A 15,107-nucleotide genomic window follows, 5' to 3' on the forward strand; every position below is an offset into this window, starting at 1 on the left:
GCTGCTCGTCTGCCGGAAGTGGTGAGAGCACATAAGAAGACAGCCCCAGGCTCGCCGCTCCAAGAATTTTCAAAGAACATTATGTCTGCGAAATGGCCTAGACCATCCCTCAGGTGAATGATAGACCACAATCGTTAAGAGATTAAGAGATTGGTACCACAATGATACCCATTTTAGGAACGGCTCCAAGCTGCCAAAGCCAAAGGCGGCCCTGGCAACCGGGCTTCCGCGGACCTAAGTTGTTGCTTGAGGAACGCTTTCAGAACAAGGGATGCTCAACCCCTGTTCTCGTCCTTCTACGTGTAAACGTAGAGAAGTTTGAGATTGGGGTTCGTGGCCGCCATGTGAACGAGATTACGAAGGTTGTCAAAGCCATCAGCCAAAACCCTATCGTCCGTTGGGCGCTCTATTCGGGATAGTTCTCTGTCGAAAGCTTCGACCTCATCTTGGGTGAAAAATTGACACCACTCACCGAGTTTGATTTCTGGAACTGGGCCAGTCACGTGCTTCGAACCAGTAAAATAGTCTTCGATCCACGTGGACTGAGAGTAGAGATAGTTGACGAGAGCGGTGCGACTCATGCTCTGCTCGGGATTGATCCCCAGATTTCGCGGAATGCAGAAGACCTCTAGCAGCTCGGGAGCAACCGAGTTTTCGACCAGGATGCGCATATCCTCGGGAGTGGTGACATCGCCTTTTTTTGGCTCTTTCGCTTTTGAACTGTAGTATTCCTTTCCAGTGAGAATAGCGATGTCTTCTTCATAAACTGCTTTTGGCCACCTGGGAGCCGACTGACCGATTGGCATCGAGTCGAGTTGCGTGATGGCATCTCTCAGCAGTTTCACCAAAGGCACGGTGTCTGCCTTGTCGACAAAGGTCCGATAGGCCGGCAATACGGATCCCTCATTGAGCTGTGGATCAAATAAATATATGAAGATGTCTACGCTCATGGTTTCCACCTTTGCATCCACTGCCTTATTTACTTTAATTACTTTAAGTTGATTCCCATCCTGCCCCATCGCACGATTGCTGAAGAGTGTTCCTACAACTAGACACCATAAGAACGATAGGAACCCCGTTAGATGCCAGTGCGTCGGTGATTGCCTCAAAGTCATCAGGGCTACTCTCTATCAATCTCATCCCGCGCATTCTGTACCTTATTAATCAAGTTCTGCGCCCTATCTCGCGCCTCGCCCGCTAGTCCAAGTTGAACCTGGATGTAGGCTCCGCCGGCTTGTGCTCGAGTTATAAGGTCTGCTCGCTGTCCCGGCTTCAGTTTACCCCAGGCAGTAGCATCTACTACCAACGTCGAAATCGCACTCCCACTCTTCCCAGCCTTGTTAATCGCCGCGGCCGTAGCAACAGCTTGGTCTACACCCGTACTGAATGAGCTAGCGCTGACCCCGGACTTAACCTCCACATACCTCACGTAGATGGTTGGGCTGAGAGTTATGTCATTACCCAGACCGACGGGATTGGAAGCAGTGGCCACGTTAAGCAGTTGGGGCGCAACCGGGAACAACGGACTATTCTGCATCCTAACACCGATGTCAGGATGAACATCAGGAAGGTCTATCGGCGATGGAGCGGGACCATCACCTTCTTCACGGATATGATCAATGACAGTGGCTTCGCCAGCCAGCCCCCGAAGTGTGTTACCGGCGCCCTCATTCAGGTTTGAGAGACTGCCAGAATTGAGGGCATCTTCGAAACCACCAGGACTGAAATTATTAGCGGCCAAAAGCACGCTGTTGAATGTGGGATCACTGCTCAAGGCAGCATTGACAGCCGCCGATTTAGCTAGTTGGGCTCCCTCTCCCGTATCGTCTATGAATTTCAGCGGATTGTTCCTAGTGTAGGTATATAAATTCCACGATTGAGGGTTCGCGGGATGCTGGTCCGCAAATGGCTTATCTGGGGTTAGGAATCGTCCAATGGGATTGCAGTAATAGCGGGCTCCAAAGTAGTCGCAGCCGGTTTCGGTGTCGCGTTCTTTGCCGGTGAACTTATAGTTGTTGCCGATGCCTAGGTCGGTAATTATGCGCTCGCCGCCGAAGGGATAGTAATCCGATTCCTCTTTGATGTTGCCTAGGGCATCCGTGACAACATCCGCAGAGCCGAGATGATCGCTAAAGTAGAACGTGTATCCGCTTGTCGCGTTGTACCGCGCCGTGCGCTTGCCGCCGAAGAAAACATACTCATTTTGCAGATTGCCGTTGAGGTCGGTTTCTTCTAACACTTCGCCCCCCGGTCCGTACCAATACAGAGTATTGGTGCTTCCAGTCTTTTTTACCCGCAGTCCGTCGGCGTCATAGTCATAAGAGCTGGTGAGACCGCCAACCGTCGCATAGGTCAGCCGGTTCTCTCCGTCGTAGACGTTAGAATAGCTGCTAGGAGGAGTAGCTGGGCAGGGCTGATTAGGATCAACAATGTTTCCGGCAGCGTCGTAGCACCAGTTTTGTGCCGCTTGATTTTTGTTATTGATCGTACTCACACCATTTACAGTCAAATCCAGGGCAGCGTCGGGTGGTACAACTGTCCCTCCGACGGTCTTTTTATACAGATTTCCCCAGATGTCATAGGTGTAACTTTGGTTCCAATTCGCGGAAGTGGCTGAAAGCAACCGGTTCAGGGCGTCATATTGGAAGCTCTGGGAGCGTGCGCTTTGGCCAATCTTGTTGTTGATTAACCGGCAGACGTTGCCGTTGTTGCCTCCATTACCGTTGCAGGAGTTGAAGTCATAACCCAGATCCAGCACATTGCCCAAGTTCGTGGAGTCAGTACACGGATTTGAACTGGACACAACGCCTGCACTGTTCGTAGCCAGACGGCACGGCTGCATGCGCAGGTTGTAGTAATCGGTGGTGGTCATGCCGCTGTTCACCACGCTGCTGAGTGCGCCCCAGGCGGTGTAATGCGCGCCTGTGGCGAAAGTGGTGGCGGTGTTCGCCGCAGAGATCGGCCTTTGGGCCTTATTGTAGGTATAGGTGACTAGCCGCCCACTGGGATACGTAACTGTCTTCAGAGAGCCATCAAGGTTGTAAGCGTAGCGGAATTCCTTGTTGACTTGCGTGGGAATGCGCTGGTTGAACTGAAGCTGGTAAACCGTGCGGCCTAGTGGGTCATAACTGTTCAGGAATCCTACCGAGTCTCCATTTCCTGTTGCCGCGTAATTGTATTCCGAGCTGAGGCGGCCCCATCCGTTCTGGATGGAAATTCCCCAGAGAGTGCTCTGATCATAGACGTAAACTACGCCTCCCCCTGAGGAGTAGGATTTCCCTGTCAGCCGGTTCAGCGCGTCGTAGCCGTAGGTAGTAGTGAGTGTGGCCGTGCCCGTCTGGTTGGGTGCCGGGGCGATCTTTGAGATCAGATTGCTGGCGTTATCGTAGGCGTAAGTTATTGTTCCGGACTCTGGATTGGTGGTACTCAGCAGACGCGAGAGCGAATCGTAGGAGAACAGGCGCGTACGCCAGTTCGCCGGACTAGGATCGCCGCCCTTCTGGTCTACGCGGACCAAGTTATCGAGCGTGTCGTACTGGTAGTCAGTCTCGTAGGTGAAATTACCGTTGGCATCCGGTTCCCAGACTGCGATAAGCCTGCCGAACGCATCGGTCTGACTGCGGCGCCGTTTGCCGGCCTGGTCGGTGACGGTGACAATCGGGAACTGTGAATAATCTGTGATGACGGTACTACCATCAGCGTTGGTAACCTGTGTCACCCGGCCCATTGCGTCGTAGGTGAATGTATCGCCAGGAGTGGAGGAAGAGTTGGAACAGGGGTAAGAGCTACTGTTCCAGCCCGGTCCCTGATATGGGTAGCGGACGAAGGACTTTCGGCCTAGGGCATCGTAGCAAGTGTCGCCCTGGTCGGTAATGTTGGCGCCCGGTTCGCCATTGCGCTTGGCCGTGCGGTTAACCCGGCCTATGCCATCGAACCCAGTCCATGATTCCGCCCAGGTGTTGGAAGCAGAGTCAATCAGGTCTTGCCGGTCAATGTAGAAGTTGGGGAAGCTGGCGAGATTGTCGTTGTAAAAATAGTTGGTCTGGCCGCCATCGGTACGGGTGACCTGCAACGGGCGGTTCAAGAAATCGTAGGTGAAGATTGTGCCGTTGCGGCTATTGGCTAGATCGTTTGTATCACGGGTGTGGGCCAGCAATCCGGTGCAAGGATAGTAGTAGTCGTATTGCTCTTGATAGTTCAGGGCATTGGTGACCTGTCGTAGATAGGCCTGTGTGTTGTACCCGCCTGGAACGCAGTTTCCGCCACCCCACCAGCTATCGGAATAGTCAAAGGTCGTCGAGTACCCCCGAGCGTCGGTCGTCTGCCGCAGATTTCCCAGGTCGTCGTAGTAATTGGTTGAAGTCGTCATGTACGTATTGCCCGGATTCAGCCAGTGCTGCACCTGCGTCAGGTTGCCGCGGGTGGTGTACACAGTGGAAAAGTTGCCATCGTGGTTGGGTGCCCCGCCTAAATCGCTTTGTACGCCTGTGCTGTCGTAGGTGTTGATGGTTTGGGCAGCGGTGGAGCCATTAGAAGCGATGACAGTCTGGACTGTAGCCCTTTCCACAATATTGCGACTAAAGTAGGCCGGATTGGACTGATAGAGGTAAGAGTATGTGGTCGTTCGCGTCGGCGTGCTGGACCCGTAGTCATATTCGCGGCGCGCGGCTATAGTCCCCACTGATCCGTGTGAGGAAGTTGCACTTGGAAGCGGGAAGTCGTTGCTGTAGTCTTGCTCTACTTTGGAGTTCTGACCATTTGGCCAGGTTGTGGTTGTACGGATGGGTTGGACCGCCCAAGCAACTGAAGAGAAATTTGGGTCTGTAGTTATATCTACTGAAGTACTCTGATAGTCGGTTGTTACTGTTTTGAGTACCACTCCTGCCGCACTAGAACCTTGGAAGTCCTGCGCACGAGTTTCATAGTAGGTACAATTATTCGGTACTGCAAACACCGTGAAAGCGTGAATGCTCTGGTTGCCTTGTGGATCAGTAACTGTTGTAGTGAGCGCGGGCCCGGTTGAGAAGCTGTAAGCATACGTAAATGTATGCGGACCAGTGCCGTCATTGGCGTCAATGGTTCGGCTCGTAACAACACGGCTTAAGTCAGTTATAGAACTACCACAAAGCGATAAGTTATCCCAGCTATAAGAGATCGTTCCTCCGGTTGGAAGCGTTATTTTCGTCAAATCGCCATAATTGACATTTGGAGGATCCCCAGGGCTACGGCTGTTATATTCGAAGCTCCAAGCGGTGCCGTTGGGAAGAACGATACTTTGAAGAGTCTCCCCGGTTGCTTGAACCTGAACATCTCCTGCAGGAAAGTTGGAAAGAATGCTGGCCTTTGCGTAACACAGCTTTACTGGGTAGCTACCATTTACTGCGCCGGGTAAAGTCCACAAAGTAGCTGATGTGATAGGCAACGGCCCTGTACAACCGCTGAAGTCCGATGTGGCGATGCCCAGTCTATAGACAAAGTAGCTCTCAGAACCGATAGGGTAAATAGGCCAAATCATCGTTCGACCTAATGTATCGGAAATCACCGGTGGTGCAGGAGGCAACCCGCCTTGCCATATGATCTGATTTCCATTCGGATCTTCGGCCAGAACAACAGGCGGAGCGGAACCGTTGTTAGCACTGTGATAGTTGCCATATCGGTCGAAGATTCCACTTGCTGGAGCGTCTCCGCCAACGGCGGAGCTACGGATGCCACTTCCATCGAATGACCTAAGCTCAGAAGTTGCAACAGACCCCGTATACATAAGATGATGGTTGCCTCCGTCTGGAGTCATGACATCTGCACGCGTGTACGAAGGCCACAACTGGGAATTTCGCCACTCATAAACTGCGACTGGGTCCTCTTCATAAGCCTGGTCCCAACCGATTTGCACGCCGGTGGGGCCCCCTCTCCAGTACCACAAGCAGTCTATTCCGGTGTTATCGCACTCATACTGCAGACGATAGCCTTTGCTGTTGGAGCCAAGGAACAAGTTCATTGTGAGACTTCCGCGCTGTGGAAGAGAATAAAAGGGAGCGTGCAGAATGAGGGCGCCACTCGATAAACTCACCGAATCGATGCCACCCTCTTGGTAAGAGCCGTAGGGTAAGAATCCCTTTTGGGTATTTGCGTTATCTTGTGCAAATAAAGCTAAAGAGAATGCGAGGACTATTACTATGCTATAAATGGCTCTGCTCATTTGGATATTTCCTCTTAAATTTTTACGGTTCTGCGATTGTTGAGGTTTCTACGACGCGAAAAAATGCTGAACATCTCGGCTGAAGTTATTTTCCTGCAGGCTTTCTTGAAGAACAGGCCAGAGGCTTGTTGCAAACAGTTAACCCGCAGTAGGGGCTCTGCGAAAAACTGCTAACACGCCTCTTAAGATAACGCTCGCGGATTATTTGTTCAATAGGATTAGCTATTTTTTAACAATAGTGACTTTTCTCGATAAAAAAGCACCAGCCCGTTCGAGGCTGGTGCTTTGAGAAGGGTAAATTTTCCCGAATCAGAACAATTCCCAAATCAGAACTTAAACTTCACGGCAAACTGAATCTGACGGGCCGAGCCGGAGTCACCGGTCGGGAAGCGGGTGCTGTTGATTATGCCAAATGGGTTCGGCTTGCCAGGAGTCACAACACTCAACACGGAGTTCACTGAGCCCGAAGTATTGGGTTGGCCAAAGTTGGGATGATTGAGTATGTTGAAGAACTCCACCCGCAATTCAGCCATCACTCGCTCGGTGATTTTCGTGTTCTTGATGAGCGAGAGATCCACGTTTTGGAAGCCAGGCCCAAGGAGCGAGTTCCGCTTCATGGTTCCGAAGCGGGTCGTTGGCTGACCCAAGACGGTGGTAAGGTTGGTGGGAACGGCGAAGAGGCAGCCCGTGGGAACTGGGGAGCCAAGGTTGCACACGGTGTTGCTTCCGTTGTTGGTGAACCACTGAACGAGTCCTGCATTGCCAGTGGTGACGTCTGTAATGATGTGATTAACGACACTGACAGGAGCCAGTTGGTCAGGCCGGATCGTGTTTCCTGCTGTACCTGTAAAGTTGGCCAACGTGACCACATTCACCGGGTTCCCGCTTTGGAATTGAGCAATGCTAGCGAACTCCCAGCCTTCGATGAAGCGATTGCCATGAAATGGCAGGTCGTAGAGGCCGCTGAGAACGAAGCGATGGCGAGCATCGTAGTCGGAGAGGCCGTAGTTCAGGCGCGGATTGGTGCTGTCTTCCAGTGGAACCGTTGTTCCTTGCTGCGAACCCAAGGAGTTGTCATCCAGCGACTTGGACCAGGTGTAAGAAGCACTGAACTCAAGGCCGTGCGAGATGCGCTTGGTCGCTGAGGCCCACAGGGCGTTATAACTGGAGTTGCTGGCATCATCAATCTCGGGGATATTGGTAAGCGTAGGACAGGTTGTTGCCGGTGCGACCGGGCAGGCGAATGACGAGCTGCTGGCAAGGGTTGTAAATGGGCGCACGATGTTGCTCGAAGTGGATATTGGAAACTCTATTTGATTCAGATTTCGCACCAGCCGCAAATGAGTTCCCTTTGATCCGAAGTAGCCGATCATGATTCCCAGCGTGGGCGTGACTTGCTGCTGAACGTTCAGGTTCCACTGCTGAACATAGGCATCTTTCAGGTTGTGGTTCACGGCGTTGGGTGAAAGCGTATTCGCTGCCGTTACCGCAGTGAATGCATTGGCTATATTTATGGTTCCTGCGAAATTAATCGGATTGGCAAAGGGCGGGTTGGAGGACAAAGGGGTCACCAGATTTGAGGTGGGCTGATCCACGGTGTAGCCATAAGCGGAGCGCAGGATGGTCTTCCCATCATGGAACAGGTCCCAGGCAAAGCCTACGCGCGGCTGCAAGTAGGCATTCTGGTTGTAAACATCGCCAACTCCCTTCCCCACTTGCACCAGCGAACTCGTCGCCGGATCAAAGTTCACAAAGCGGTTGCGTGCCTCGGTGGGAGACACGTTCCAATCCAGCCGCAAACCCAGGTCCAGCGTGAAATAGGGCAGCACTTTGTAATTATCCGTTACAAAGAAGCCCAGAGCATTGACAGCGATGCGGCTGGGACGGTTACCCGGCGTAACTACAAATTGGCTGGCAGTGCCCGCTTGAAAGGCGGCAAGGTTGTTGAAGGTGAATCTGCCGGTATCACCGGTGAAGCTGTTGCCATTGAAGCGGCGGAACTCGCCGCCGAATTTGATGCTGTGGTTGCCGTGCAGCCAGGTGATGGTGTCGGAGAGAACTGCCGTGCTGTCGCCGCGCCCCTGGGGGAAGCCGGAAGGCCCGCCAAAGTTAAGACCAACGCCACCGAGCCCGTTCACCTGAATTTGGGGCAATCCAATCGCAGTGGTGACTCCGTCGCTGATGCCGAAGGTCGCCGGATTGAGTGCCACGTTCGGTGCGAAGGTAATAAAAATGCGGTTAACCCCCAAGCGCGCCTCATTGACCCAATTCGACGAGAAGACGTGCGTCTCGTTCAACGTGAAGATCTGACGGCGCGAGTGGCGCGTATCGCCAAAGCCGGGAATGTTATTGCCCTGCAAGATAGGTTCCTGGCGCAGGTCCTGCTGCAACGCATAGTAGCCGTGCAGACGATCATTGCTGTTGAAGGAGTGGCTGATGTCAGCGGTTCCTTGATCAATGTTAACCGGGGCAAGGGCTGAGCTGATGAAGCTGGTACCCGAGTTTGGCAGTGGGATGAACTGCAGCAACTGCTGGATCACAGGACTGGTTACACCTGCGCGGTCAGTCGGCGACAGTACTGTGGCACTGGTATCAACTCCCTGACGTTGACGCAGCGCTTCATAGCTCAAGAAGAAAAACGTGCGATCTTTCCAGATCGGCCCGCCCACCGCGCCGCCGAAGTTATTGCGCTTAAAGGTGGACTGGCGAAGGTGTTGGCCGGTCGGGCTGGTTTCCTTATTGAAGAAGTTACGCGCATCAAAAGCGTGGTTGCGCACAAACTCAAAGATCTCGCCATGTAGGGCATTTGTTCCAGAGCGGGTCGCGATGTTAACGATGGCTCCTGAGTTGCGGCCGTATTCGGCGCCGTAGGTCTGATTATCAACCTTGAATTCAGAGACCGTATTGATCGAGGGTTGAAAGGTGATCTGGTTCTGCACCATGTCGTTCAGGTTGATGCCGTTAATCATGAAGTTGACGGCGTCTTCGCGGGAGCCTGCAGTGTTGAAAGAGAATGATCCCTGTCCGCGCAAAGGAGCAGTCAGGTTGCCGACCTGCGGAGGAGTTACGGAGCCAGCGACCAGCAGGCCCATATCCACAAAGTGGCGGCCGTTGAGTGGGATCTGCTGGACTGTGTTCTGGTTGACGACCTGGCCCACGCCGACGGTTGTCCCTTCAATGACCGGAGCTGCGCCGGTGACTTCGATGGTTTGGGAGACGTCGGTGACTTTGAGTTTGAAATCCTGTTCGACCGTGCGGGCCACTTCGAGGACCAGGTTGCTGGCCACGGCGGTCTGCATGCCCGTCGCCTGCGCGGTGATCCGATAGGTGCCTACGGGCAGCGAAGGCGCGATGTAGTTACCGGCACTGTCGGTCTGGGTAATGCGTTCTTCAGAGGTGGCCTGATTGTGGATGGTCACTTTGGCATTGGTTACAACCGCACCGGAGGAATCAGTGACGGTTCCCCGAATGGTGCTGGTGGATTGACTCCAGGCGGCGGGGATGCAGGCGAGCAAAGCAACAATAGCACCCAGGAACACAACACGTATGTTGGTAAACATAAAAGCTCTCTCCTAAGAACAGATTTGTTGGGCCGGTATTTTTCCGGCTATTTAAGTACTGAGTTTTGAGGGTCTACTGCAGCTCTGGGAATGCGATTTCACGTGTGGGATGCAGAGCATTATATACATGCATGAGACGTACCAAAGGGTGGGAACGTAAGCAGTTGATTTAGATGGGATTGTAAAGGTAGAAGGTAGGCGTGCCTACGGTTTTTAAGAGTTTTGGGGCTGGGATACTGAATTTGGTAGGCAAGGTTTTTTATGAGCGAAATTAATCCGGGGCTGAAGCCCAATTCCTATTTAAACTCTACCCCCGGCTAAAGCCGGGGGCTCCCACCTGCGCCGCGAGCGGCGCAAAATGAAACAAGCGATTAAATTTAAATAATGAAACAAGCTCTCTATAAACAAGCTCTTTATTCGACTTGGATATTTACCAAGTCTGGGGCTTGCGGCTTGGCTGCGGGGCGTTTTCCCCAGCGCACCAAATCCTGGGATTTAGAGTTCATGGCCGCCACGACTTTGCCGATCTTGACTGAACCTTCCATCAGGTAACGGGCAGGTAAAATACCGCCAACCTTGTGGTGACCAATTCTATGGGCCCCGATGCTGATGGCGCAGCCGCACTGGCTGCAATCCGGCGTGCCGCCGAATACGCATGGTTCAACGAGCTTCTTCAGATCAGCCGTATAGTTGATGGACATCCTGGAGAAAATGCACTCATCAGGACTTTGCGGCGGCGTCAGCATGGCTTCAGAGAGATAGTTGCTCCAAAGCAGTTTCTTGTAAGTGTTGGAGAGACCAACCAGTTCTGCGCTCAACTGCTTGCGCGATTCGGGGGTAAGCATCTCGGGCGTTTTCTCTCCCAATTGCGGGGTATAGGTGCTAACCCAAATGCGGTCAATCTCAGGCCGCTCACTCCAGAACTTTACATATTCCTCGCGGTAGTTAGGACGCTCCATGTTGTTCTGCACGATGGTCCAGTGAACGTTGACCTTGCGTCCCTCGATGTTCTTGAGGATGCGTTCGTAGGTTGCCGGCTTGCGGCGGATATCGTGATGTTCGGGCAAGCCGTCGATGGAAATCCCAATCGTCACCCGGGGCAGCTTCATCCATTCCATGGGAATGGGGATCACGGCGCTGGTCACGATGAGGGTGTACACGCCCATCTCGCTCAATTGGGGCAGGATACGGCTCAGTTCCTTATGGCGTACCAGCGGCTCGCCGCCCACCAGGGAAACCTGCAGCGGCTTATGTTTGCGTACCAGGCCGACCACGCCCTCTACGAGCTGGTCTCCGCGGAAATCGGCTACCTGGGTCAGGGTTACGTCACCACCTAAGTGGTCAGCCCCGTAGGCATAGCATCCAGGGCAGGTTAGGGGGCACTCGCGCGTAATCTCGATGGAAAGCATGGGAGCACTACCCGCAAGGATTCGTCCCCAAGACTTCATCAAATCTTTCCGGCGCATTGTTCAAAACCTTTCTTTGCCTCTACAACTGGCTTTAGTATGTGAGATATATGAATTAGGGCTAACCACTAAGTTTACGATAAATTGAGCGGTTAGGGAAAAAAACAGTAAGTTAAAATAATATCTGGATGTCAGAAACAGCCGAACTCAAGACCCATACGCCCATACGGCGAGCAGCCGATGTGGTACGCACAGCCCAGGTCGCCCAGGCGGCCAATGGAATATGCTACACCTCTTTGGGCGAAACCGCGCTAGCCGTGAACGAGCTGGAGCGCATGATCCTTGCCGTGCCCCGGTCCGTGGCCGCTGCGCTCGATAAAAAAGCCTATTACTTTGTGCCCCTGGTGATGAGCGACGGCGATGAAATCATGGTCGCAGAGCGCTATGATGTGGCGCTCAGTGACAAAGCTGATTGCCACCGTAATTTGGCCAGCGGTGACGCACAATGCATCTTTATTTCCACTCGCCTGATGGACGATAAATTTTCCGTCGCCTTTGAGTTTTACATCAACGTGGGCCACGCTTTTGTGGAGCGCGCCGGCGTCTCGCAGGCTTTTGCCGACCTGGTTTGGAAGCAGGTAGAAGAAAAAGCCCGCGGAGAAACCAGCCTGGATGCCCACGAATTCCGTAAGCTGGCAACCTCGGCAACGCCGGGCGCGGAGAAGGCAAAGAACGATTACTTTGCCGCGGCCTTCTCCGATGCCATCGCCATCTACCTGCTTGCCCTGCTGATTGATGAGGTGGATTACTACGAGCTGCGCGAGCGCGAGTACCCGCTGCTGGCGCCGGCGGCGTTGGCTGAGCGCCTGCATAAGATCCATGAACTGTTCCCAGCGAATCCGGGATTTGAATTCAATATCTACTACCGCAGACGACAGTAAAAACTTTAGTTGAACCACAAAGGGCACGAAGGAATACGTAAGGACACGAAGGGAAACAAAGGAAAGTCTTTGCACCTCTGATCCATGCTTTCCTTGCGTCTCCAATGAAATTTCTTATCTGCGCGGATCTGCGTTAATCTGCGGCTAGAATAATCCACAATGATTGCTCATCTGCGCGGAAAGCTGATTGCCAAGAGTCCGAGCCATGCCATTGTTGAAGCTGGGGGCGTAGGCTACGAACTTGCCATCACCATCCCCACGTATTCCGGTCTTCCTGCCTTGGACCAGGAGATCGCGCTCTATGTTTACACTCACGTCCGCGAAGATGCGCTGGCATTGTTTGGTTTTTTGCAGCGCGCAGAGAAGCAGCTCTTTGAAAAATTAATCGGCGTCAGCGGCATCGGCCCCAAACTCGGCATTACGATTTTGAGCGGCATGTCTGCCGAGGCTGTCGTGGCTGCCATCCGTGGAAACGACGTGGCTACGCTGACGCGCATTCCCGGCATCGGCAAAAAAACCGCCGAGCGCATGGTGCTGGAGTTGCGCGATAAGCTCGATCAATTTGCCGCGCCGCCGGTGACGCCCGTGGCCACGGCCATTGAGGAAGACGTGATCTCCGCCCTGGTCAACCTGGGATATCAGCGCTCCCTGGCAGAGCGCGCCCTGAGCCGCATTCCTTCTGCAAGAAATGGCGAGAAACAATCTTTCGAGGTGCTGTTTCGCGAAGCCCTGGCTACCATGGCCAAATAGCCAAGCACCAGAGTTAAGAGAAAACCTTAACGCGATTATTCCGCGGCCGGAGTCGGCGAGAGATGCGCTGCAATCATCTGCCAGCCGTCCCCACGCTTCTGATACACGTTGGTCACTCGCAAGCCACCCAGCTTGGGATCGTCAAACACCACAGTGCCCATCAGTACGGCACAATCGCCGGAGACGCGTACGGTTGATTCGCCCAGTGAAGATTTGGGAAAGCGGTTTGTGTTGGCCTCCAGCGCCGGAAGAATGTCATCTTTCGTAAGGACTTTGGCGCCAGATGAAGAACCGATGAAATCATCTGCTATCAGACCTCGAAGGGTGGTTATGTCGCCGGAGGCCTCTGCCGCGAGCCAACTGCGCTCCAGCTTGACGAGCTCGTCTTCTACGCTGGGAACGCGCGTCTGGGGTGCGGGCACACTCGATTGTGCCGCCGCCAAAGAACACAGGACAATACTCAGGCTCAGGAAAATGAACCAGTGCTTCATGGCAAACTCCTCCGTGAATTTGGGACCAAACTCAACTTGAGTTAAGAGACACCGCGCACACTTGAATTGTTCCCGCGTTGCGTCAAATTCAATGGTTGTGAATCTTTGTACATGTCCCTCTATCAGCAGCCAAAGTGCGCTATAGTTGCCCCATGCGCTTCCGTTGGACCCGGCCGTTTGCTGTTGCAGCTATGGTAGTAATGCTATGCCTGCCTTCATTTGCCATAATTCCCGTTTCCCCGCTGGTGTTGGCCAGGATCGGCAAGATGATTTGGGATGCGCTGACCTTCCGCCACAGGATCGTGGTACCACCGCCCAACGTTAAACTTAATCCCGATCAGATTGTGGATATTGCCGGCCTCTCGAGCGCAACCGCGTCGCAGAAATGCGAGAACTGGGCCTGGGCTGCGGGCCTGGAAACCATTCTGCATACGCAGAATGTGGACCTGAAGCAGAAATACTGGGTCATCAAGGCCGATGGCGGCGAGGTTTGCAAAGATAGCTTTGACCTGAGTTCGCTTCCCCAGTACATCAACGGAGAATATGTGCTCGATGACGGGCGTCACGTGCGCCTGGAGGCGACCACGGTCTCCGGACTGCCTCAGGGAGTAGATCCTTTTATTCTGGCGCCGCAGGCGGGACGTCCTCTGATGCTGATTTGGAAGGGGCACCCGTACCTTTATGTAGGAATGAATTACGACGAGTTAAGATTCGCCGATGGCCAGCGTGAATTTTCAGTTACGAAACTCAAGTTTCTCGACCCCTTTGCCTCTGATCCGGCGAAGCAGGTGGTCTACTTCGACCGCGAAAAAGACGACTTGGCGGATATCTCCGGCATGATGGACGTGATTGCCGAACCTATTGAAGGCACAAACTGGCTGCATCCGGAAAAGGAACTTGACCACCCCAGGGAAATTTTCTTCCCGAAATAGAAATAGCACTCAGCACTCAGCAGTCAGCACTCAGCATTCAGCCAAGGCCGATTCCACCGCGGAGGCGCGGAGACGCGGAGGATTGAGTCATTGAATCATCGGGTCATGCACGGCCTGTCCCACGGCATGCCGGGGCAAGCGGGACAGATTGAGTCATTGCAGAATCGAGTCATTGAACTGGCAAGCGTGATTAGTTAGCATTGCGGCCGAAGGTGAAGGCGACGCCAAGCCCCATGGTATCAAACGACGGATACGAATTATGCTCGTAGCTCCCAAGGAGGGCCAGATGGCGGCTGACTGCAAAGCTGGTATCGCCGCTGAGTCCAGAGCTGGCTCGAATGCCAGGGGCGGTGGCAACATCGGTCATATCAAAGCGGCGCATAATACCGTTGATCATGTGAGTCAGTTTGCCGTCCTTGGAGGGCGCCGTAGTCTGGTCGTAGACGTTTTGATTCGTCAGCGTCTCTTCGTAACCAGGAGCCTCGAAGCTTAATTTCGCGGGTTCGAAGTTCAACCTTGTTTGAAGCGGCGATGGGGCGTCTGGAATCGCAGACTGCTGTTGGACTGCCTGCTTGGGATTGAGAGCAGTACTTCCATCGTGAGCTGTTGCGGTGATCGGGAGATAGTTGTTGGCAATCAAAGTTGGCGTTTGGCTATTTGCCAATCTTGGCAACGATTGGGCAAAACATGATGGTGCCGCGATCACACTGATCAGCACAATCACGAAACGAAGTAATCTACGCATTTTGTCCTCCCTGCATCCGGCAGGTCTGTTCACTTGCTGTGGTGCTCCTGACATCGGCTGCAGGTGTTAACCCAATCCTAAGGGAA

General features: G+C 53.4%; 9 protein-coding genes. 3 read left to right on the forward strand and 6 right to left on the reverse strand.

The genetic code is table 11. From position 1 onward, the window contains the following. Positions 1 to 296 precede the first annotated feature (296 nt). The 4 genes from VK738_08745 to VK738_08760 form a co-directional block, all read right to left on the reverse strand. A complete protein-coding gene (locus tag VK738_08745) occupies positions 297 to 950 on the reverse strand; it encodes a hypothetical protein (protein ID HTD22727.1) in 654 nt (217 codons plus the stop codon). 170 nt (positions 951 to 1,120) lie between these two features. Beyond that, positions 1,121 to 5,995 carry an RHS repeat-associated core domain-containing protein gene (locus VK738_08750; protein HTD22728.1) on the reverse strand — a complete coding sequence of 1,625 codons (4,875 nt, stop codon included), beginning with the start codon at positions 5,993 to 5,995 and terminating at the stop codon, positions 1,121 to 1,123. Positions 5,996 to 6,522: 527 nt separating this feature from the next. Further along, positions 6,523 to 9,756, reverse strand: coding sequence for a carboxypeptidase regulatory-like domain-containing protein (locus tag VK738_08755; protein HTD22729.1), 3,234 nt, complete (start codon positions 9,754 to 9,756; stop codon positions 6,523 to 6,525). A gap of 413 nt (positions 9,757 to 10,169) precedes the next feature. Beyond that, positions 10,170 to 11,222 carry a radical SAM protein gene (locus VK738_08760; protein ID HTD22730.1) on the reverse strand — a complete coding sequence of 351 codons (1,053 nt, stop codon included), beginning with the start codon at positions 11,220 to 11,222 and terminating at the stop codon, positions 10,170 to 10,172. A gap of 128 nt (positions 11,223 to 11,350) precedes the next feature. On the opposite strand from VK738_08760, the gene VK738_08765 reads away from it, so the two are divergent. Both VK738_08765 and ruvA read left to right on the forward strand, forming a co-directional pair. Next, entirely contained in the window at positions 11,351 to 12,103 is a 753-nt protein-coding gene (locus VK738_08765; GenBank protein ID HTD22731.1) for a hypothetical protein, read from the forward strand. 159 nt (positions 12,104 to 12,262) lie between these two features. After that, positions 12,263 to 12,853, forward strand: coding sequence for a Holliday junction branch migration protein RuvA (gene ruvA / locus VK738_08770; GenBank protein HTD22732.1), 591 nt, complete (start codon positions 12,263 to 12,265; stop codon positions 12,851 to 12,853). Between the two features lie 35 nt (positions 12,854 to 12,888). Here ruvA and VK738_08775 read toward each other — a convergent pair whose 3' ends face one another. Further along, positions 12,889 to 13,344: a nuclear transport factor 2 family protein gene (locus VK738_08775; GenBank protein ID HTD22733.1), complete on the reverse strand. Its 456-nt coding sequence runs from the start codon at positions 13,342 to 13,344 to the stop codon at positions 12,889 to 12,891. Positions 13,345 to 13,478: 134 nt separating this feature from the next. On the opposite strand from VK738_08775, the gene VK738_08780 reads away from it, so the two are divergent. Continuing rightward, positions 13,479 to 14,276, forward strand: a complete 798-nt coding sequence (locus VK738_08780) for a hypothetical protein (GenBank protein HTD22734.1) — start codon at positions 13,479 to 13,481, stop codon at positions 14,274 to 14,276. Positions 14,277 to 14,466: 190 nt separating this feature from the next. Here the strand turns inward: VK738_08780 and VK738_08785 are convergent, their stop codons facing one another. Further along, positions 14,467 to 15,021: a hypothetical protein gene (locus tag VK738_08785; protein HTD22735.1), complete on the reverse strand. Its 555-nt coding sequence runs from the start codon at positions 15,019 to 15,021 to the stop codon at positions 14,467 to 14,469. Positions 15,022 to 15,107 lie beyond the last annotated feature (86 nt).

Source organism: Terriglobales bacterium (genome assembly GCA_035487355.1).
In the GTDB taxonomy this organism is placed as follows: domain Bacteria; phylum Acidobacteriota; class Terriglobia; order Terriglobales; family Acidobacteriaceae; genus QIAW01.

What these genes read in the sequence shown, in the direction of transcription:
- VK738_08745 (HTD22727.1), bottom strand. Translation starts at nt 950, where the DNA reads ATGAGCGTAGACATCTTCATATATTTATTTGATCCACAGCTCAATGAG.
- VK738_08750 (HTD22728.1), bottom strand. Translation starts at nt 5,995, where the DNA reads ATGAACTTGTTCCTTGGCTCCAACAGCAAAGGCTATCGTCTGCAGTAT.
- VK738_08755 (HTD22729.1), bottom strand. Translation starts at nt 9,756, where the DNA reads ATGTTTACCAACATACGTGTTGTGTTCCTGGGTGCTATTGTTGCTTTG.
- VK738_08760 (HTD22730.1), bottom strand. Translation starts at nt 11,222, where the DNA reads ATGCGCCGGAAAGATTTGATGAAGTCTTGGGGACGAATCCTTGCGGGT.
- VK738_08765 (HTD22731.1), top strand. Translation starts at nt 11,351, where the DNA reads ATGTCAGAAACAGCCGAACTCAAGACCCATACGCCCATACGGCGAGCA.
- ruvA (HTD22732.1), top strand. Translation starts at nt 12,263, where the DNA reads ATGATTGCTCATCTGCGCGGAAAGCTGATTGCCAAGAGTCCGAGCCAT.
- VK738_08775 (HTD22733.1), bottom strand. Translation starts at nt 13,344, where the DNA reads ATGAAGCACTGGTTCATTTTCCTGAGCCTGAGTATTGTCCTGTGTTCT.
- VK738_08785 (HTD22735.1), bottom strand. Translation starts at nt 15,021, where the DNA reads ATGCGTAGATTACTTCGTTTCGTGATTGTGCTGATCAGTGTGATCGCG.